Origin of the sequence: Oceanospirillum sp. (genome assembly GCF_048265165.1) — a bacterium.
Lineage (GTDB): Bacteria > Pseudomonadota > Gammaproteobacteria > Pseudomonadales > Halomonadaceae > Oceanospirillum.
Genome location: NZ_JBLXCD010000004.1, coordinates 1 through 20,278, shown reverse-complemented (window position 1 = coordinate 20,278; position 20,278 = coordinate 1). Strand labels below are relative to the sequence as shown.

15 protein-coding genes are annotated in these 20,278 nt (G+C 50.2%); 11 read left to right on the top strand and 4 right to left on the bottom strand.

Going from position 1 to position 20,278, the window contains the following annotated elements:
- Window positions 1-34: 34 nt before the first annotated feature.
- A complete protein-coding gene (gene purL / locus ACN0R8_RS09655; RefSeq protein ID WP_417596874.1) occupies window positions 35-3,940 on the bottom strand; it encodes a phosphoribosylformylglycinamidine synthase in 3,906 nt (1,301 codons plus the stop codon).
- A 349-nt stretch (window positions 3,941-4,289) separates the two neighbouring features.
- Between purL and mltF the strand changes: the two genes are divergently transcribed.
- The 4 genes from mltF to ACN0R8_RS09635 all read left to right on the top strand — a co-directional run bounded on the left by mltF (window position 4,290) and on the right by ACN0R8_RS09635 (window position 9,191).
- Window positions 4,290-5,702: a membrane-bound lytic murein transglycosylase MltF gene (mltF, locus tag ACN0R8_RS09650; protein ID WP_417596873.1), complete on the top strand. Its 1,413-nt coding sequence runs from the start codon at window positions 4,290-4,292 to the stop codon at window positions 5,700-5,702.
- Between the two features lie 135 nt (window positions 5,703-5,837).
- Window positions 5,838-6,713: an MbnP family copper-binding protein gene (locus ACN0R8_RS09645; protein ID WP_417596872.1), complete on the top strand. Its 876-nt coding sequence runs from the start codon at window positions 5,838-5,840 to the stop codon at window positions 6,711-6,713.
- Window positions 6,713-7,975, top strand: a complete 1,263-nt coding sequence (locus ACN0R8_RS09640) for an MbnH family di-heme enzyme (RefSeq protein ID WP_417596871.1) — start codon at window positions 6,713-6,715, stop codon at window positions 7,973-7,975. Before ACN0R8_RS09645 ends, ACN0R8_RS09640 begins: the two co-directional genes overlap by 1 nt.
- Window positions 7,956-9,191, top strand: coding sequence for a TonB-dependent receptor (locus tag ACN0R8_RS09635; RefSeq protein WP_417596870.1), 1,236 nt, complete (start codon window positions 7,956-7,958; stop codon window positions 9,189-9,191). The genes ACN0R8_RS09640 and ACN0R8_RS09635 overlap by 20 nt, the downstream gene beginning before the upstream one ends.
- Window positions 9,192-9,224: 33 nt before the next feature.
- Here the strand turns inward: ACN0R8_RS09635 and tadA are convergent, their stop codons facing one another.
- Entirely contained in the window at window positions 9,225-9,686 is a 462-nt protein-coding gene (gene tadA, locus ACN0R8_RS09630; protein ID WP_417596869.1) for a tRNA adenosine(34) deaminase TadA, read from the bottom strand.
- A 180-nt stretch (window positions 9,687-9,866) separates the two neighbouring features.
- Here tadA and ACN0R8_RS09625 point away from each other — a divergent pair, with 180 nt between their 5' ends.
- From ACN0R8_RS09625 to ACN0R8_RS09595, 7 genes are all read left to right on the top strand, one after another.
- Window positions 9,867-10,691, top strand: a complete 825-nt coding sequence (locus ACN0R8_RS09625; RefSeq protein ID WP_417596868.1) for a substrate-binding periplasmic protein — start codon at window positions 9,867-9,869, stop codon at window positions 10,689-10,691.
- 176 nt (window positions 10,692-10,867) lie between these two features.
- The gene (gene doeB2, locus ACN0R8_RS09620; protein ID WP_417596867.1) at window positions 10,868-12,088 is read left to right on the top strand and encodes a N(2)-acetyl-L-2,4-diaminobutanoate deacetylase DoeB2; all 1,221 of its coding nucleotides are present in this window, start codon (window positions 10,868-10,870) and stop codon (window positions 12,086-12,088) included.
- A gap of 295 nt (window positions 12,089-12,383) precedes the next feature.
- Entirely contained in the window at window positions 12,384-13,637 is a 1,254-nt protein-coding gene (locus ACN0R8_RS09615; protein WP_417596866.1) for an aspartate aminotransferase family protein, read from the top strand.
- Window positions 13,634-14,956, top strand: coding sequence for an ectoine hydrolase (gene doeA / locus ACN0R8_RS09610; RefSeq protein WP_417596865.1), 1,323 nt, complete (start codon window positions 13,634-13,636; stop codon window positions 14,954-14,956). The genes ACN0R8_RS09615 and doeA overlap by 4 nt, the downstream gene beginning before the upstream one ends.
- Before the next feature lie 38 nt (window positions 14,957-14,994).
- Window positions 14,995-16,365 (top strand): NAD-dependent succinate-semialdehyde dehydrogenase, encoded by a 1,371-nt coding sequence (locus ACN0R8_RS09605; RefSeq protein WP_417596864.1) that lies wholly within the window; start codon window positions 14,995-14,997, stop codon window positions 16,363-16,365.
- 314 nt (window positions 16,366-16,679) lie between these two features.
- Window positions 16,680-18,185: a DEAD/DEAH box helicase gene (locus tag ACN0R8_RS09600; RefSeq protein ID WP_417596863.1), complete on the top strand. Its 1,506-nt coding sequence runs from the start codon at window positions 16,680-16,682 to the stop codon at window positions 18,183-18,185.
- Window positions 18,186-18,392: 207 nt separating this feature from the next.
- Window positions 18,393-19,169: a dienelactone hydrolase family protein gene (locus ACN0R8_RS09595; protein WP_417596862.1), complete on the top strand. Its 777-nt coding sequence runs from the start codon at window positions 18,393-18,395 to the stop codon at window positions 19,167-19,169.
- 109 nt (window positions 19,170-19,278) lie between these two features.
- On the opposite strand, the gene ACN0R8_RS09590 is transcribed toward ACN0R8_RS09595, so the two are convergent.
- Entirely contained in the window at window positions 19,279-19,893 is a 615-nt protein-coding gene (locus ACN0R8_RS09590; RefSeq protein WP_417596861.1) for a YtfJ family protein, read from the bottom strand.
- A 271-nt stretch (window positions 19,894-20,164) separates the two neighbouring features.
- A partial coding sequence (locus ACN0R8_RS09585; protein WP_417597272.1) for a cold shock domain-containing protein occupies window positions 20,165-20,278 on the bottom strand: 114 nt, incomplete at its 5' end.

Sequence of the window (20,278 nt, the reverse complement as noted above, 5' to 3'; positions counted from 1 at the left end):
GAGGCTGCCTTTTTTGTGTCGAGTGGGTCAGGTATTAACCAGCCCACACTCGTGCATTACGGAACATACGCATCCAGGCGCCATCCTCACTCCAGTCATCCGGAGCCCAGGAATTGGTTACCGTGCGGTAAACTCGCTCCGGGTGCGGCATCATGATGGTGACACGACCGTCGATAGAGGTCACGCCGGTAACACCCGCCGGAGAACCGTTCGGGTTCGCCGGATAGGTTTCTGTCACTTTGCCGTAGTTATCCACATAGCGTAGCGCCAAGTTACCGCTTTCCAACAGTGCATCCAAGTGAGCTTCACTGGTGAATTCAGCATGGCCTTCACCATGAGCCACAGCAATCGGCATACGGGAACCCGCCATACCCTGCAGGAAGACAGACGGGCTATCCTGTACTTCAACCATGCAAACACGGGCCTCAAACTGCTCAGACTGGTTGCGCACAAAGTGTGGCCAGTGCTCGGCACCCGGAATCAGTTCGTGCAGGTTAGACAGCATCTGACAGCCGTTACATACTCCCAGCGCGAAGGTATCTTCGCGATGGAAGAAGTTTTTGAACTGCTCACGGGCGGTAGCGTTGAACAGAATACTCTTCGCCCAGCCTTCACCGGCACCCAGAACATCACCATAGGAGAAGCCGCCACAGGCGACTAACCCACGGAACTGATCCAGAGTGACACGACCTTCCAGAATGTCACTCATGTGTACATCAACGGCTGCGAAACCGGCTCGGTCGAAGGCAGCTGCCATTTCGATCTGACCGTTAACCCCCTGCTCACGCACGATAGCCACTTTCGGACGGTTGCCGGAAGCAATCAGAGGAGCAGCAACGTCTTCATTCACGTTGTAAGTCAGCTCAGCGTGCAGACCCGGATTGGTAGAGTCCAGCAGGCCTTCAAACTCTTCCAGTGCGCAATCTGCGTTGTCACGCAGCGCCTGAATACGGTAACTGGTTTCGCTCCACTTACGCTGATAGTTTACACGGGCATTTTCCAGAACCGCTTCGCCGTCATAAGTGAAACGTACCCAGTCTTCGTCGTTCAGCTCGCCGATAACCGCTACGCAGTCACCCAGACCCGCTGCTTGGAACTGAGCCAGCACTTCCTCGGAATCATCACGGGAGATCTGAACCACAGCGCCCAGTTCTTCGTTAAACAATGCAGCCAGTACATCCTGATCATTATTACTGTCTGCAATCAGATCCAGCTTGATATTCAGACCCGTATGACCGGCAAAAGACATCTCAGCCAGCGTTGCGAACAGGCCTCCGTCAGAACGGTCATGGTAAGCCAGTAGCTTGCCATCCTGATTCAGACCCTGAATCACCGCGAACATCGCTTTCAGGTCTTCTGCATCATCCAGATCCGGTGCTTCGTTACCCACCTGATTGAACACCTGCGCTAGTGCAGAACCACCCAGACGGTTCTGACCACGACCCAGATCGATCAGCAGCAGATCAGTATCACCTTTGTCGGTACGCAGTTCTGGCGTCAGGGTCTTACGGGCATCACCCACAGGTGCAAAGCCGGTAATCACCAGAGACAGCGGAGACGTTACCGCCTTCTCTTCACCGTTATCGTCCCAAACGGTACGCATGGACATAGAGTCCTTGCCTACCGGGATCGCGATATCCAGCTCAGGAGCCAACTCCATACCCACCGCTTTTACGGTGTCGAACAGCGCCTGATTTTCGCCATTGTGGCTTGCCGCAGACATCCAGTTAGCCGACAGTTTGATGTCGCCCATCTTGTTGATCTGAGCTGCAGCCAGGTTAGTAATGGTTTCACCAACCGCCATACGACCAGAAGCCGCAGGGTTGATCAGCGCCAGCGGAGTACGCTCGCCCATAGCCATCGCTTCACCAGTGGTGGCATCCTGAGTGGTGGTGGTTACCGCAACATCGGCAACCGGCACCTGCCAAGGGCCTACCATCTGGTCACGGGCAACCATACCGGTAATAGAGCGATCACCAATGGTGATCAGGAAGTTTTTGCTGGCAACCGTCGGCAACTGCAGAACGCGCTTAGCGGCCTCTTTCAGCTCAACGCCTTCCAGCTTAAGCTCAGGCAGCTCAGGATTTACGCGGTTAAATTCACGGTGCATCTTAGGTGGCTTACCGAACAGCACACTCATCGGCAGGTCAACCGGCTCATTGCTGAACACGGTGTCCTGAACCGTCAGGTGCATCTCTTCAGTGGCTTCACCGACAACCGCAAATGGGCAGCGCTCACGGGCACAGATCGCCTCAAACGCTTCCAGATTCTCAGGGGAAACCGCCATCACATAGCGTTCCTGAGACTCGTTACACCAAATTTCTAGCGGGCTCATACCCGGCTCATCGTTCAGTACTTTGCGCAGATCAAACTGACCACCACGCTCGCCATCTTTAACCAGCTCAGGCAGGGCGTTAGATAAGCCGCCTGCGCCAACATCATGGATAAAGCTGATTGGGTTCTTGTCTCCCAGCTGCCAGCATTGGTCGATCACTTCCTGACAGCGGCGCTCCATCTCCGGGTTCTCACGCTGTACAGAAGCGAAATCCAGATCCTCAGAGCTGGCACCAGTCGCCATAGAAGACGCCGCGCCGCCTCCCAGACCGATCAGCATGGCAGGGCCACCCAGAACGATCAGCTTAGCACCGACAATAATGTCGCCTTTCTCAACGTGGTCAGCACGGATATTACCCATACCGCCCGCCAGCATAATCGGCTTGTGGTAACCCCACATCTCTGTACCGTTTACACCAACAGCTTCCTGCTCAAAAGTACGGAAGTAACCGTTCAGGTTGGGGCGACCAAATTCATTGTTAAATGCCGCACCACCCAATGGGCCTTCGATCATAATATCCAGCGCAGAAACGATACGCGCAGGTTTACCATAATGACCTTCCCAGGGCTGATTGAATTCAGGGATACTCAAATTGGAAACCGTAAAGCCCGTCAAACCTGCTTTTGGCTTAGAGCCACGGCCCGTTGCACCTTCATCACGAATCTCACCACCGGAACCAGTAGCCGCACCAGGGAAAGGTGCAATCGCGGTAGGGTGGTTGTGAGTTTCTACCTTCATCAACAGGTGAACCGGCTCTTTATTTTTGCCGTATTCTTTCGTGTCAGGATTCGGGAAGAAGCGGTTGGCCTCGTGGCCAACAATCACAGATGCGTTATCTTTGTATGCAGACAGCACACCTTCAGGGCTTTGCTCGAAGGTATTTTTGATCATGCCGAACAGGGATTTTTCCTGCACTTCACCATCAATGCTCCAATCAGCATTGAAGATTTTATGGCGGCAATGCTCAGAGTTAGCCTGAGCAAACATCATCAGCTCGATATCATTCGGATTACGGCCAAGATCGATGAAACTTTGCACCAAATAGTCGATCTCATCGTCTGCCAGAGCCAAACCCAGTGATTGGTTAGCCTCTTCCAGAGCTGGACGGCCACGCCCCAGAATATCCACAGAGGTCAGCGGACGGGGTTCTTCATGGCTAAATAAGCTTGTAGCCTGATCCAGATCAGTCAGCACCGCCTGAGTCATACGATCATGCAACAGGCCTTTAACGATCGCCAGATCCGTTTCTGATAAATTTTCTGCCTGGATATAGTAGGCAATACCGCGTTCAATACGGCTGATCAATGCCAGACCGCAGTTATGGGCAATATCAGTCGCCTTGGAAGACCATGGTGAAATGGTTCCCGGGCGGGGCACAACCAGAAACAGCGTGCCGGAAGGCTCCAGCTCTTCTGCTTGCGGGCCGTAACGCAGAATACGGTCAAGAACCGTTTGCTGCTCGGCAGTCAGATCTGCGGTCAGCTCTGCAAAATGCATGAACTCGGCGTGTACATTCAGAACTGCGGGTACTGACTCCTGAAGAGCAGACAGTAGCTTGCGGGTTCGGAAGGCAGATAGGGCGGGCGCTCCACGCAATTTAAGCATGACGAAAAGAAGCCTCTTTAAAAAAATCGGAAACCGGAACTTGTTCTACTATTTAAACAGGCAACAAAAGATATAATTAAGCGGCACCGTTAAAAAATAGCAGAAAAAATGAGGGTGCCAATAATACTGCAAACCCTGTGTTTAAAGCTAATCTGAAGATGACTTTCTTGGTATATCACTTAGCAGAGTGTCATTTTAAGCAAAAAAAATGCGACAATAGACTTCTGTTTATTTTTCCAGCAGCGAAACAGCCCGTTATTGCAACGGTTATTGGGTTCGCTCTTTATTACAGCAACATCTGGTGAGTACTGTGTTTAAGCAGCCTTTTTTACAATTTACAAAGTTCACGATGGCCGCAGCAACGCTGCTGGCAGCAGTGTCTTTGTCCGGCTGTAACCAACCCACCGTCCTGGAAGAAGTTAAACAAAATGGCACGCTGAAAATTCTGACCCGGAATACCCCAACGACCTACTATGAAGGGTCCGATGGTCCCACTGGTTTCGAGTATGAACTGGCAAGCCTGTTTGCTGATCATCTCGGAGTAAAGCTCGAAATTGATAGTAACCATGACATTAAGGGTATTTATCAGTCTCTGGAAGAGGGTGACGCTCACCTGGCTGCGGCAGGGCTTGAGGTCAATCTGGATCGCATTGGCGACTTCTACTACAGTCAGGGCTATATGGATGTGCAGCCCGTTGTGATCTATAACCGGAAAGAGTCCAGGCCCAAAACAGTAGAAGACCTTGTCGGTAAGCAAACTGCCGTCATTGCCGGCACAAACAACGCTCTTCTGCTCCGAAGTCTGCAACAGAAACAGCCAAAACTTAGCTGGAAAGAAACCAGTGACCTGGAGGCCACGGATCTTATCCGTATGGTACACGAGCAGGAACTGGACTTTGCTGTCATCAACTCGAACGAGCTGGGAATCAACAAAGCTTATTACTCCAGAGTAAAAGAAGCCTTTGTATTGAACGAGACCCATAAGCTCGCATGGGCGATGCCAAAGCGCAGAGATAATACCCTATACAATGCCGCCCGGGACTTCTTCTCCCAAATAGAGAGTGATGGCACTCTCTCTCAAATTCGTGACCGCTATTATGGGCATAAAGAAGAACTGAACTATGTTGGCGTGCAGCTATTCCTGCGTCATATCCGGGGACGCCTGCCCAAGTATGAAAAACACTTCAGGCAAGCGGCTGAAAAGTACAACCTAGACTGGCGCTTGCTGGCCGCCACAGGCTATCAGGAATCCCATTGGCTCCCTCGGGCTAAGTCACCAACGGGGGTTCGGGGTCTGATGATGCTAACCCTCAATACCGCCAGTGATATGGGGGTAACAAACAGACTGGACGCAAAACAAAGTATTTATGGCGGGGCCCGCTATCTTTCCAAACTGATTCGCCGTATGCCGGAACAAATTCTGGAACCCGACCGTACCTGGATGGCACTGGCATCTTACAATGTCGGTTATGGTCACCTGGAAGATGCCCGGAAAATTACCGAGCATATGAAAAAAGACCCAAACAAATGGATCGATGTAAGGGAACATCTGCCACTTCTGCAGAAACGTAACTGGTATCGCTTCACCAAACATGGCTTTGCCCGAGGCGAAGAGCCGGTACATTACGTTCAAAACATCCGTCAGTACTACGATATTCTGACTTGGTACGACAGCCGTCTGCAGCAGGTAGCTCAAAACCAAGCCACAGAAGAAAGTGTCCAGAAAGCCGTTAACTTCAGTATCGTACCTCCGGTACTCTAGCCCCAGTCAAACAGCACATCCTAATATCTGCGACACTTCGCCACTGAGGCGTAGTGCCGCGCGACACTATGTCAAATTCAGTCACATCAGCACCTTTATTATGATGGTCTCCCTTACATGGAGGAAGAGAGCATAATGAATAAACTGATGATATGCGGCACCCTGGCCAGCATCGCAACACTAACCGGTTGTTTAGGCAGCGATGATGATAACAACGCAATACAAAGAGATGTTGTCATTCAATTTGCAGGGGAGGTCAACGGCCAACCTTTTAGCTGTGCAGATACTTATGCAGGACTGGGAACCAGCAGCGCCTCAGCAGTATTGACTGACTACCGCCTGTACCTAAACGGTGTCAATTTAATTGATGCTGAGGGTAACAGGCATCCCGTCACGTTGAAAAATGACGGTGCATGGCAAACTGACGAAGTTGCCCTACTGGACTTTGAAACCGGAGATGGCAGCTGTACATCAGGTACACCAGCAACCAATATGGTCGTCAGCGGTACAGTTGATGAGGGCGATTACACCGGCCTTGAGTTCAACGTTGGTGTTCCGGGTCAAACCAATCATCAGGATTCAACATCGGCTCCCTCTCCGCTCAATATTTCAGGTCTTTTTTGGCGCTGGCAAAGTGGTTATAAACACGCCCGCATGGATCTTAAGCTTGATACACCCTACAACTACACTGACAAGGATGGCGCCACACAAAGCACCCAATCCTGGTTCCTCCATTTAGGCAGCACAGACTGTTCCGGTGATCCAACTCTCGGCGAAACCGTAACCTGTGCCAACCCTAACCGCCCAACAATCACCTTAAACGACTTTAATATCGAAGCGAATAAAGTGATCGTTGACTATGGCAAGCTGATGGCTACAACGAATCTTTCCACCAGTACGCCTTACCCATTTGGCTGTATGTCCGGTGCCACCGATCCAGACTGTGTCGAGATCTTTAAGAACATAGGTCTTACAGGTGATCAGACCCTATTCGGTAAAGGATCTCTTTAATGAGAGCGGCACTATCTTCTGCCTTGAACACTAAGATGGCCGCCCTGAACGCAAAGCTGGCCATTCCAGCTTTGCGTTCAAAAACCATCAAAACAGGATGGTTAGCACCGGTCCTATGCTCGCTCGCAGCATTGACTGGTTGCGGAGATTCTGACTGGCAGCACCAGGAGTTTTCTGCAGGCACCAGCACGTTTGATTTCCGGATTCCAGCCAACACTCCAGCACCTTTTGTGCCTGAAGATAACCCCATGACTCCCGAAAAAGTAGAGTTGGGGCGTCATCTGTTTTTTGATATCCGCTTGTCCGGCAATCAGACCCAATCCTGTGGTAGCTGTCATTTACAGGAGCTCGGCTTTGCTGATGGCATCGCATTACCCACAGGATCTACCGGAGAACAGCTTGACCGTAACTCTCAGGGGTTACTCAATGTTGCCTATAATTCCACCTTTACCTGGGGAAACCACTCGCTAACCAGCTTGACTGATCAGCACTCTGTACCTCTTTTTGCAGAGTTTCCGGTTGAGCTGGGTGTTAACGATAGCAATAAAGAAGAAATTCTATTGCGACTTTCTCAGGATACATCTTACCAACAACTCTTTGCCGCAGCGTATCCTGATAGCAACCTAGACAACGGCTCAGAGATTAACTTCCAGCAAATCAGCCAATCACTCGCGTCTTTTATTCGCTCAATGGTCTCCTTCGATGCCCCCTATGATCACTATGAACAGGGCGATAGCAACGCACTGACCGACTCCCAGAAGCGCGGTATGGACCTGTTCTTCAGCGAACGGACCGAGTGCTTCCACTGTCATGGTGGTTTCAATTTTTCCCAATCCACCCGTCACAGCAAGACCGTATTTTTTGAAGCACCTTTTTTTAATAACGGTCTTTATAATCTTGATGGTGCAGGTAGCTATCCGGTGGGTAACCAAGGCTTGTTTGAGCTCACAGGCAAAGAAGAAGACAAAGGCAAGTTCAGGCCCGTTTCTCTCCGTAATATCGAGGTAACCGCTCCTTATATGCATGATGGCTCCATCGAAACACTGGAAGAGGTGATTGAGCACTACGCAGCCGGTGGCCGGGCACCAACAACTATTAACGGTCAGGCCACGGGCGATGGCCGTAAAAACCCTAATAAAAGCGGTTTTGTCGGTGGCTTTGAGCTAACGACGCAAGAGAAACAAGACCTGATCAACTTCCTGAAATCCCTCACCGATGACAGTTTTAACAAGGATGAACGTTTTGCTAATCCGCACTCATAAAGCAGCAAACCCAGTGCCCTCCGCTGCAAAGTGGGCCATCACATCAACATTGGCATGCCTGCTGATAGCCCCATCTTCCGACGTGCTTGCCCATGGCTCTGAAATGGATATTCCTGATACAGGAATACGCATTAGTTTAGATGTGGAACAACATATCCTGTCAGGGGTTTCGGAACAAAACTATCAGCTTACAACACCGATCCTGCAACAGGCGGAACCTGCTGAGGAAGGAATAGGTGCCGCTGAGATAACACTGGCATTAACCACTGAGCTTGCCGATCACTGGCTGGCTTACGGTGCGATCAGTAATCACAGTCATGGAGGTGAGTCCTCACTGGATATTGATCAGGGCTTTATTCACGGCACGGCTCAAGATTCAGTATTACAGGGGTTTACATTACGTATAGGCCGATTTTACTCATCAGCAGCGCTTTACAACGACCAGGGGCACGCGGGATTACTCTTTCCTACGGCTCCGCTGATCTATCAGAGTCTGATGGGGGGAGAACTGAAAGATGATGGACTGAGTGTCAGCTACAGCATAACCCCGAATACCAAAATTACTTTTGAAACCTTCGCTGGCGATAACAGTCTTTCTGGCCAACAGGCTGGCAATAAATTCAGCCAAACACATACTTTGTCTCTGGATCAAAGTGCTGAGATGGAAAACTGGGGACACCTGGATACCAAGGTTGGCTTCCTGGCCAGCAAGCAGAACTATCAGAGTGAAAACTCGGGACATAGCCATAGTAGCGATAGCGACCTTGTCTATCAGCTATCAGGGGATATTGAGCAGTGGATGCTGTCGGCATTATGGCAAAAAGAGCGCTGGCAGGTTAGCGGAGAGTATTTTATTCGGGACCTGAACACCGATGCTCAGACCGACAGTCAGATTCTGCAGATTAAAGATAAAAGCTCTGGCTTTTACGGCTTAGTTGCTTATCAGGTCTCTCCTGAGTGGATACTGGCAACCCGCTATGACCGATTAACAACAGATATTGATACCTATGGTCATCAGGAGCTGATAACCAGCTTTGGTTTACCTGTCTCAAAAACCCCTGAAAATCTGACACTACTGGTTAACTGGCAACCATCTGATAACCAGCAATGGTCACTGTACCTGTCTCAGCCAAAAGACCTATGGCAAGGTTCTTCATCAAATGACTTATACGGTGGCCTCAGTTATCAACTCAGTTTTGGCGGTGAGACGCTTTAGTATCCAAGCCGGTCAAGCTTGATCGGCTGGTTCTTATTTTGACTTCCGGCGCTCTGAAAAGAAGCGCTTCATCACCTGCTTACTTTTCCCTGCCAACAAACCACCGGTAACCTTTACTTTATGGTTATACCAAGGCTGAGCAAATAAATTACAGATGCTCTCATTAACACCTGTTCTGGGTTCAGCCGTACCATAATACACATGCCGTATCCGGCTGTGGATAATCGCGCCAGCACACATAGTGCAAGGCTCTAACGTCACATAAAGATCACAATCAATCAGTCGGTAGTTATCCATCTGCCGGGCAGCATCCCGTAACGCCATAATCTCTGCATGGGCCGTTGGATCACAGCCTGAAACCGGTTGATTCCAGCCTTGCCCTACAATTTCACCACCAAATACCACAACAGCCCCCACCGGAACCTCTCCCTCACTGGCAGCTTTTTGCGCCAGCTCCAGCGCTCTGTGCATAAAGTACTCAGGTTTGTGGCTCATCGCTTATATCCTAAAGAAGGTTATTCCTGCCGCGCTTATGATAATCTCTTTTCCTATTATCATCACAGCAACACTTCAAACCATTATCACAAATACAGCCGTCATATGAGATGTCGGCTAGCCGGGACTGTAAACTGAGTTTATTCAGAACCGGAAGAGACTGCCGGAGGTGCTTAATTAATGTTTTTCACAACGCTGCCTGATATCAGAGCGATCGGTTCAATGCTGACGCTGAGCCTATTAATCCTCATGCCCTACACACAGGCAGAGGCCGCTCCTATCCGCTTTCTGGTAGGCTACCCAACAGAAGCCTCAGCCCCCTACTATTTGGATTCAGGCACTGAAATCCCAGCCAATAACCCAGGCTACAGCGTTGAGATAATGCAGGAAGTCGGAAAGCGGATAAAAGAGGTTCGTTTTCAGCTGGTTCGCTGCGAATTCAATCAGTGCCTGGAACAGATAAAAACAGGCAAACTCGACGGCCTGTTTAACGTCCCTTACCGGGAGCATTGGCTCTTCACTGGGAAATACCCTTTTACCAAAGCGAAAGTTGACCCGCTACAAAAGCTCTATGGGGAGGAATATGCCCTATATCGTGTCAAAGATGATCGTAAAATAACAACTGATGGTGACCGTATTTACGGACTCAAAAACCGGGGAGTAGCCGTTAAAAACCACAGCCCTGTCATTCCTCTTTTGGAAACACACAATTACCCGGTGCAGAGTTACGCAACAACCACAGAAGCTCTGCAAGCTCTGCTACGCAGAGAAGTACCGGCCAGCGTTCTTGTTGTCAGCCATGTGGATGCCCTGGCCCGAATGCACCCGGAGCTTTCCGATCTGATCAGTCGGGCAGAATACGGCCTTCATGAAGAAGATTACTACCTGATGCTTAGCCGCCAGTTCTATGCAAAAAAACCCTGGCTGGCAGAAAAAATCTGGACAGAGCAAACCAAAGTTCAGCAGGAGCTGGGTGAAAAACTGGCAAATAAATACATTCGGTAACCTGAGATAAACTGCCAAAAAGCACCTTTCCTGGAGCTTTTTGGCAACAAGACCGATAACACCCTTTCTCTGACCGTCATCTGCACAGGTTCATAGTAAAGACAGCGCTTGCTTAATCCCATTGTATGACTAGGTTTATAGAGGTGAAACGTTCCTTATCGATCAGGAGGATCTCTATGAGCGATATCAGCAGCACTCAAAGTAAGCAAAGCCTACACTCGAAAAACGATAGTAATTTATGGTCAGATATCATCTGGCAAGCGACCCAACTGCGTCATCAGCTACACCAGCAGCCAGAACTGACCTGGCAGGAAAAAAAGACCGCTCAAACCATCAGAAATTATCTCGACCAACTGGGTATAAAGTGGCGGCAATATGAAGGTGTTGGCACGCTGGCGACGCTGGCACCCAATGCCAACGGCCCCCATACTGCCCTCCGCGGAGATATCGATGCCCTTCCTATTCATGAAGAAGCTCAGGTCAGCTTTGCCTCCCAAACCTCAGGTTGCATGCACGCCTGCGGGCATGACGGGCATACCGCCGCACTCTGGGCAACAGCCGCCTGGCTAAAAGCCCATGAGGATCAGCTTCCGGGGCCAGTCACCTTGATTTTCCAACCGGCAGAAGAAGGTGGGCATGGTGCAAAAGCCCTGATTGATGCCGGTGCTCTCGAAGGGATTGATCGGATTTACGGTTGGCATAACTGGCCTGCTATTCCCTATGGACAGGCCATTTGCCCTGATGGAACCGTGATGGCAGGTAACGGCACCTTCCATATCCGTGTAAAAGGCAAAGGAGGTCATGCCAGTCAACCAGAACTCTGCAGAGACCCCATACTCGCTGGTTCTGCTATGGTGGTAAACCTGCAACAAATTATTAGCCGTAGAATCGCGCCTCAGGCTGCCGCCGTCGTCAGTGTTTGCTCCTTCAAAGCGGAAAGCGCCGCAACCGTCATCCCGGAAAGTGCCCTAATTGAAGGCAGCATACGCCTCTCATCTCCGGAACAGCGACAACCGATAAACGCTTTAATCGAGCAGATCTGCCAAGACACTGCACGCACCTACGGTGTTGAAGCAGAGGTGGAAATCAAGCCACGATATGAAGCCACCGTGAACGATACCCAGGCCGCGGAGGCCTTTCGAGTCGCCCTTAAGGAACAGCTCGGTGATCATTGGCAAAGCAATACACCGGTTCCTATTATGGCGTCAGAGGACTTCAGCTACTACCTGCAGCAAATTCCCGGTGCATTTGCGCTGATCGGCATGGCGGAGCAGGAGAATTACACAGCCCCCTGTCATAGCCCACACTATCAGTTTAATGATCGGCTACTACCACAAGTAGTCTCTGTTTTTGCCCGATTAGTGGGCGCACCTCAGCCCAAAACAGAGCATATTTAATGATTAATTTCATTAGCTTGCAGGATCGCTCTATCTCTCCTACGTTGAAAGCAGATCTTTTAAAAACCCGCGTTTGACTGCCACTCCAAAACTTTTGTTTTGCAGAGTGTAAGCGGAACAAACTGAGGTTTTTTTCAGCCTGAATTCTGATTCAGGCAGGGTCTGTTCATCATTTTGGTCAGTTCCTCCAGAGCCTATCTGGCGAACTGGCTGCATTTAAAAATACCGAGCTGCCGCAAGGGCAGTATCTGCACGCTGGGCGATACCTCTGTATTCGCTCAGTTTGGGAGGGGTTATGGAAATTTTTGAGCAATGGGAATCTGAAATCCGGGGCTACTCCCGGGCCTATCCAACTGTATTTGCATCGGCGTCTAATGCTCGACAGACCGATGAGGCAGGCAAAAGCTATATCGACTTCTTCGCAGGCGCAGGTGTTCTGAACTTTGGTCACAACAACCCGCACATGAAACAGGCAATCATCGACTTTATTCAGGCCGATGGTGTAGCCCATAGTCTTGATATGAGCACAACGGTTAAGCGAAGCTTTATCAGCGCATTTGCCGAAACTATTCTTAAACCCCGCAACATGAATTACAAAATGCAGTTTATGGGCCCCACCGGCACCAACGCTGTGGAAGCTGCTCTAAAACTGGCCCGCAGAGTGACAGGCCGGGAGAACATTGTCGCCTTCAGTCAGGGCTTCCATGGTATGACACTGGGCTCCCTGGCCTGCACGGCCAATCAATACTTCCGTAATGCTGCAGGTGTGCCTTTGGGCCATGTTCAGCATGCTCCCTTTGAGAGCAATGTTGGCGGTGGACTTGAGGGCTTGGCCACTCTCAGGGCCGGTTATGAAAACACTAGTAGCGGCCTGGAGCCACCGGCGGCCTTTATTGTTGAAACCATACAAGCCGAAGGCGGAGTTAACGTTGCCAGCGAATCTTGGCTGATGGCACTGCAAAATCTGGCAAAAGACCTTGGCGCACTCCTGATCATCGATGAGATTCAGGTGGGATGTGGTCGCACCGGCAGCTATTTCAGCTTCGATAAAATGGGGCTTGATCCGGATATTATTTGCCTGGCAAAAGGGATTGGTGGATTTGGCACGCCACTGGCGATGAACCTGGTAAAACCTGAACACGATGCTCACTGGCAACCAGGGGAGCATACTGGCACTTTCCGCGGACAAGGCTTCTCTTTTGTGGCTGGCCGCGAAGCGCTTCGCTATTTCGAGGATGACGCTCTAATGGCACTAACACTGGAAAGAGGGGCCATGATTTCAGATCGAATGGCCGCTCTGGCCGCCCAGTACCCTAACGTCACGGCCCGCGGTAAAGGCATGATCCAGGCACTGGACATCCAGAATGGCGCAAGCTCAAAAGCGATCGCCCGTGAATGTTTTGACAAGGGTTTACTGGTAGGCCCTTGCGGCATTGATGGCCAGGTCATCAAACTGATCCCCCCTTTAACAATTCCCGACAATGATCTGGAAGAAGGGTTACAGATACTCGAACGCGCAGTAAAAACGGTTATGGAGGCACGCCAATGAAGCAACGGGATGATATGACCTTTCCATTCGCGGAGTATGAGCGACGTCTGAACGACCTACGCCAACGAATGAAAGAGCGTCTTCTGGATGCGGTGATCATCACCGATCCCGAAAACCTGATGTACCTGACAGACTATCAAACCACCGGATACTCCTATTTCCAGGCACTGGTAGTCCCCCAGGATGATGAGCCCTTTATGATTACTCGCATGATGGAGGCCTCCAACATCCATGCCCGTACTTGGGTCGAGAAAACCCGTCCTTACCCGGATACTGGCGATGCGATTCAGATGCTGATTGAGTCCCTGAGAGAGTTTGGCTTATCGGATAAAATACTGGGGTACGAGCGCAACAGCTATTTCTTCCCGGCATACCATCAGGACTACCTGCATACTGCCTTCACTGATGGCCGCCTAATGGACTGCTTTGGCATTGTGGAAGAAGGGCGTGCCTGCAAGTCAGAAGTAGAATTAGAGATTATGCGGATCGCTGCAAAAGCCACCGCCGCAGGGATGCGGGCAGGCTTTGATGCCGTATACCCAGGTGTGACAGAAAACGAGATAGGGGCGGCTATTAGTGAAGCGATGTTCCGTGCCGGAGGGGAGCCGCCAGCAGTCATGCCCTACGTCACTTCAGGCCCCCGATCCATGATCGGCCACGCAACCTGGGAAGGGCGCAAAGTTCAGCCCGGCGAACATGTATTTCTGGAGGTTGCAGGCTGCTATCGGCGCTACCACACCGCGATGATGCGTACCGTGGTCTGCGGAGAGCTGGGTGATTCCATGTACAAAGCCCAGGAAACCATGAAGCATGCTCTTAAGCAGGTTCGTGCCGAACTTCGCCCCGGCATGACCGTCTCCGATGCAGACAACCTGGTACGCACGATCATCACAGAAAATGATGTAGGTGCCCGTCTGATCACTCGTTCCGGCTATTCCATCGGCATCGCATTTCCACCCAGTTGGGATGAGGGCTATATCATCAGCCTGAAGCAAGGCGACAGCACCATACTAAAACCTGGCATGACCTTCCATATTATCCCATGGATGTGGGGTGTCGATGGCGATAAAACCTGCGGTATCTCAGACACCATCTATATTACCGATACAGGTTGTGCTTCTTTCTTCGAGGGCATGGAGGAGGATTTTATCATTAAACCTGAAACAGAGGTCAAGGATGTCATCCCGAGCACCTTTCCCACCGAAAATGCTCAGGCAACGGTACAGGCCCTGAAAAAAAACAAGCACACAAAACCGGGAAAAGCAGCAGGTAAAGAGAAACACGACACTAAATCCAAAGCCACCAAGAAAACGTCCTGAGCGCTGCTAAACGCCTGACCGATGACAAGGAGCCTGATATGTTATCCGTAATCAATCCGACAACCGGACAGACATTATATGAAAAGCCATCCCTGGACAAAGCGGGAATGGAGCAACGCATAGAGGCCTCTTATGAAGCCTGGCAGAGTTGGCGTAAATTCAGCTTTGCAGACAGAGCTGCAGTACTGACCAAAGTTGCCCGTATCATGCGCGAAAGTGTTGATATGCTGGCGATGCCCATGACAGAAGAGATGGGTAAGCCTATTAAAGAAGCGAGAGCTGAAGTCATCAAAGCAGCCTGGTGCGCTGAACATTACGCCGAGCACGCCGAAGAGTACCTCAGCCCTAAAACACTGCCATCCGATGCGAGCCACAGTTATGTGCAGCATCTTCCCATAGGTCCGGTTTTAGGAGTCCTGCCCTGGAATGCCCCTTTCTGGTTGGCATTTCGCTTTTGCGCCCCGACACTGATGGCCGGTAATACCTGCCTGATGAAGCATGATCCCCATGTACCAGGCTGCGCCGAGGCAATTGCCGGCCTGTTTAAACAAGCGGGTATTCCTGACAACATTATGCAAAACCTTCCATTACAAACACCTGAGGTAGAAGCAGCAATCCGTCACCCCCGGGTTCAGGCTGTATCCTTCACAGGATCCGGCAAAGCGGGAGGCATCGTCGCATCAGTCGCTGCCTCAGAAATCAAACCCTCCGTTCTTGAATTAGGAGGCTCTGACCCCGCCATTGTACTGGCGGATGCTGATCTGGAAGCCGCAGCCGATGCTATTACTCTGTCGCGGATTATCAATGCCGGTCAGTCCTGCATTGCGGCCAAACGCATCATTGTAGAAGACGCCGTACACGATAGCTTTGTGGCTAAGCTAAAGCTACGCCTAGAAAAGCTGAAGATGGGCGATCCAAAAGATGAAAGTACAGATATAGGCCCCATCGCCCGACAAGACCTGAGAGACAATCTTGACCGACAAGTGCGGCAAACTCTTGACGCTGGAGGGCGCTGCCTCCTTGGTGGTGAGATTCCTGAGCGGGATGGTTTTTTCTATCCCGTTACTCTGCTGGTGGATGTCAACAATGAGATGTTGGCCTGTCGCGAAGAAACGTTTGGACCTATCGCCGTCGTTATCAAAGTCTCTGATGCCGATGAAGCAATCAATATCGCTAACGATACCGAGTATGGCCTGGCAGCGTCTATATGGACTAATGCCGAAAGAGGCGAAGCAATGGCCCGTGAAATCATGGCCGGTCAGGTTGTCGTTAACGGCATCGTAAAAACCGACCCCAGGTTGCCAAGTGGTGGTATAAAGCACTCAGGCTTTGGCCGGGAACTAGGCCCCCATGGCATCATGGAGTTTGTAAATACTCAGCAAGTCTGGGTTGGCCCTAAAACCGAGTAACGCCCATTACCAGCATATTTTTACAAATATGCTTATCCCGGAGCCACAGACCAAGCAAAAAAATGTCCCGAAAGGATTTAGCATTAAATCCTTCCCTTAACCCCGGCGGCTATTCTGCCGGGGCTTTTTCAGCAATATAAAAGCGGAAATACCTTTGCAGCCCTTTTGGTGAAATGCACCTAGTAACAAGAAAAACACATTATACAATGGCCCTTATGCAGCACATGCTGTAAGCTTCACCACCGCTTTACGCGGTCCCCTGTATGCACCTTGTGCGCCTGCTTTTTTATCTATTTATTAAGAGATCACCGGTTATGAGCTTTGCCGACCTGGGCCTTAGCGCCCCTATTCTTGCCGCCGTCAGCGAGCAGGGTTATGAAACTCCATCCCCGATTCAGGCACAGGCGATTCCGGCAGTAATCGCAGGCAAAGATGTGATGGCTGCGGCTCAAACAGGCACAGGTAAAACAGCAGGATTCACCCTGCCGCTGCTGGAGCGTCTGAGCAAAGGTCAGCTCACCAAGAGCAATCAGGTGCGGGCACTGATTCTGACACCGACCAGAGAACTTGCCGCACAGGTCGGAGAAAGTGTATCTCTCTACAGCAAAGGCCTACCTCTGCGCAGCAGTGTAGTATTTGGAGGGGTAAAAATTAACCCACAGATCGCACGGCTGAAACACGGTTGCGACATTCTGGTTGCAACACCGGGCCGCCTGCTCGACCTCTATCAGCAGGGGGCGGTGCGCTTTAACCACCTTGAAATACTGGTACTGGACGAAGCTGACCGTATGCTGGATATGGGCTTTATCCATGATATCCGCAAAATCCTGGCAGTCCTCCCTGCAAAGCGTCAGAACCTGATGTTTTCAGCGACGTTTTCCGACGAGATTCGCAAACTGGCAAAAGGTATCGTTCACCAACCGGTTGAAGTATCAGTTGCGCCTGCAAACTCCACTGCACAAACAGTTAAGCAGTGGATCAGCCCAGTAGATAAAAACCGCAAATCAGCCCTGCTTTCCCATCTGATAAAAAGCGAGAACTGGCATCAGGTATTGGTTTTCACCCGCACCAAGCATGGCGCGAACAAGCTGACCAAGGTACTGGAAAAGAATGGCATCAGCGCTGCTGCAATTCACGGGAATAAAAGTCAGGGTGCGAGAACCAAAGCACTGGCTGCTTTTAAAAGCGGTGAAATTAGTACGCTGGTTGCGACAGACATCGCAGCACGAGGACTGGATATTGATCAATTGCCTCAAGTCGTCAATTTTGAACTGCCAAACGTGCCCGAAGACTACGTACACCGAATTGGCCGCACAGGCAGAGCAGGAGCTTCCGGGCAAGCAGTATCCTTAGTCAGTGCCGATGAATCTAAACAGCTGAATGATATCGAGCGCCTTATTCAGAATAAACTCGAACGCCACACCGTTGCAGGCTTTGAACCCACAAATGATCTAGGGTCTTCATCCCCATCCAGTTCTCATAAACCAAGGCGCTCACGCCCTCAGGGTGAACATAAAGATGGTCAGCGTTCCGGTGAAAATTCCCGTGGTCATAAACCTGCCAGTAAAAACCGCCGTCATACCGGTCAAGCTTCAGGTGAGAGCCGAGCAGACAGCCGGTCATCCGGCACTCAGGATGCGCGTCCAAATCCACGTAATAATGCGCCTGCAAAAAAAACATCAGCTCAGGGCAAGCCCGCTTCACGCGGCAAGCTAAGTGCTAACAATTCAGGCTCTGGCAATACATCTGGTCAGTCTGAGAACAAACCCAAGCGTAGCTTCTCTGCCAACAAACAAACCTCACCTTGGGGCAACCGTTGATACGATAGGTTACAGCCCAATACATCAAGGGCGATAAGCTCTGATAAAAATGCTCCTGACGGGGCATTTTTTTCGCCTGGGCTTAAAAAAGCACTAACCTTTAAGTAGCCACAGACGTCACATCTAATGGCCGACCCAGGAAAAAAGTGATCGTTCTTTACCATTATGGCGTAAGCTTTGAACATGCATTCAAATGAGGTGACCCATATGTCTAGTCTAGGTATACGTCCGATGCAGCTTCTGCTTATGAGCGTCAGCTTAATATTTTTCTCTCTACCCTCCCATGCGTCCAGCGGCAAAGACGTTATTTATAGGGTTCAGGGGCAGGCTTACGAGGGCTACTACCATCCTGCCATCGAATACTCAGACAATGCCCCTTTGGTTTTGATTGTCCATGACTGGGACGGCCTGACAAGCTATGAGAAACAACGGGCAAAAATGCTATCAGATAAAGGCTATAACGTTTTTGCAGCTGACCTTTTCGGCAAAGGTGTTCGTCCAACAGAGGTAAAAGATAAGCAGCACCTCACCGGAGAACTTTATAAAGACCGGGCAAAAATGCGTACTTTAATGGAATCCGCTCTACAGGCTGCGAAACATCAGGGAGCTGATTTGAATAATGCCGTTGCGGTGGGTTACTGTTTTGGTGGGACAGCTATTCTGGAACTGGCTCGCTCCGGTGCAGACATGAAAGGTTTTGTATCCTTTCACGGGGGCCTGAAAACACCAGAAGACCAGGATTACTCAAAGACTAAAGGAAAAATTCTAGTGATTCACGGTAGTGCTGATCGTATAGTTCCCATCACTGAGTTCGCTCAGCTGACCCGTGAACTTGAGGATGCAAATATTGACCATGAGATGACCACTTACAGCGGCGCACGTCATGCCTTCAGCGTATTTGGGTCTGATCGCTACCATAAAACCGCTGACAAACACTCATGGAAGCGGTTCTCTGACTTCCTGACAGAAGTTAGCCCTCAATAGCTTTAGCAGTATCAATCAATACCCGTAAAAGAAAACCCGCTGAATCCGGGGCGAGAAGAGAAACAGATTCAGCGGGCTTATGACACTTTCAACAAATAAAAACCTAGATCTATTTGAGCAAACGCCGGATCAGGGCCATGACCTCTTGCTGCTCATGATCAGTCAGTGCGCCGTCTTTAACCCAACGCACCCGATTTTCCGTGTCCACCACAATAACGGCAGAGCTTTTCTCCTTCAGCCCCCAGACTGAAAGCGCAACGCCCTCTTTATCCAACACCATCATTGACCAGGGAAACTCCTTTTTGCTGCTCTCCAGTTTACCTTTTACAATGCCGCCTGTTCCCCAGATTGCATCATCGGTATTGACCACGGTTACCGTCTGATAACGGTCTTTAGGTAGGTTTTCAGCTTTAATACGATCAATTAACGGAGCATTCAAAGCCTTGGCTGAAGAGCGACCTGCTATATGCTGAATCACATATACCTTGCCAGTTAGCTGCTGGCTTTGCCAAGCACGGTAGTCAATCTTATCGGCGTTAAGCACCAGCTCACCGCCATCCTTTACACTCACTGCTGGTAACGATGTCTCAGCGACAACCGCAGCATAGCTCTGCCAGGACATACCCAGGATCAGCATCAGAAATGCGTTTTTAAACACGGTGAATAAAGACCTTCCCCGTGAACTATTTTGTGTATTCCTCAGATAATGGAATCGAAATGCCATAGAAATCTCCTTTCATTTTTATTTTTATCCCGGGTGCGTTAACGGCCAGGACTGATCTTTAGGACAGTTCAGACTAAACCAATTCTACTCAATTTAAAACAGTCGTTTGTTTTAACAGTCGCGAAGCAGAAAAGAGAAAAGAGAAAAGAGAAAAGAGAAAAGAGAAAAGAGAAAAGAGAAAAGAGAAAAGAGAAAAGAGAAGGGTAAATTTCAGGCATAAAAAAAGCCAGTCACTAGGACTGGCTTCTTTCAAACAAAGTTATCTGTAAAATTACAGAGCAACGATGTTCTCTGCCTGAGGGCCTTTAGCGCCATCAGTAACAGTAAATTCAACTTGCTGACCTTCAGTCAGAGTTTTGAATCCAGAGCTTGCAATTGCGCTGAA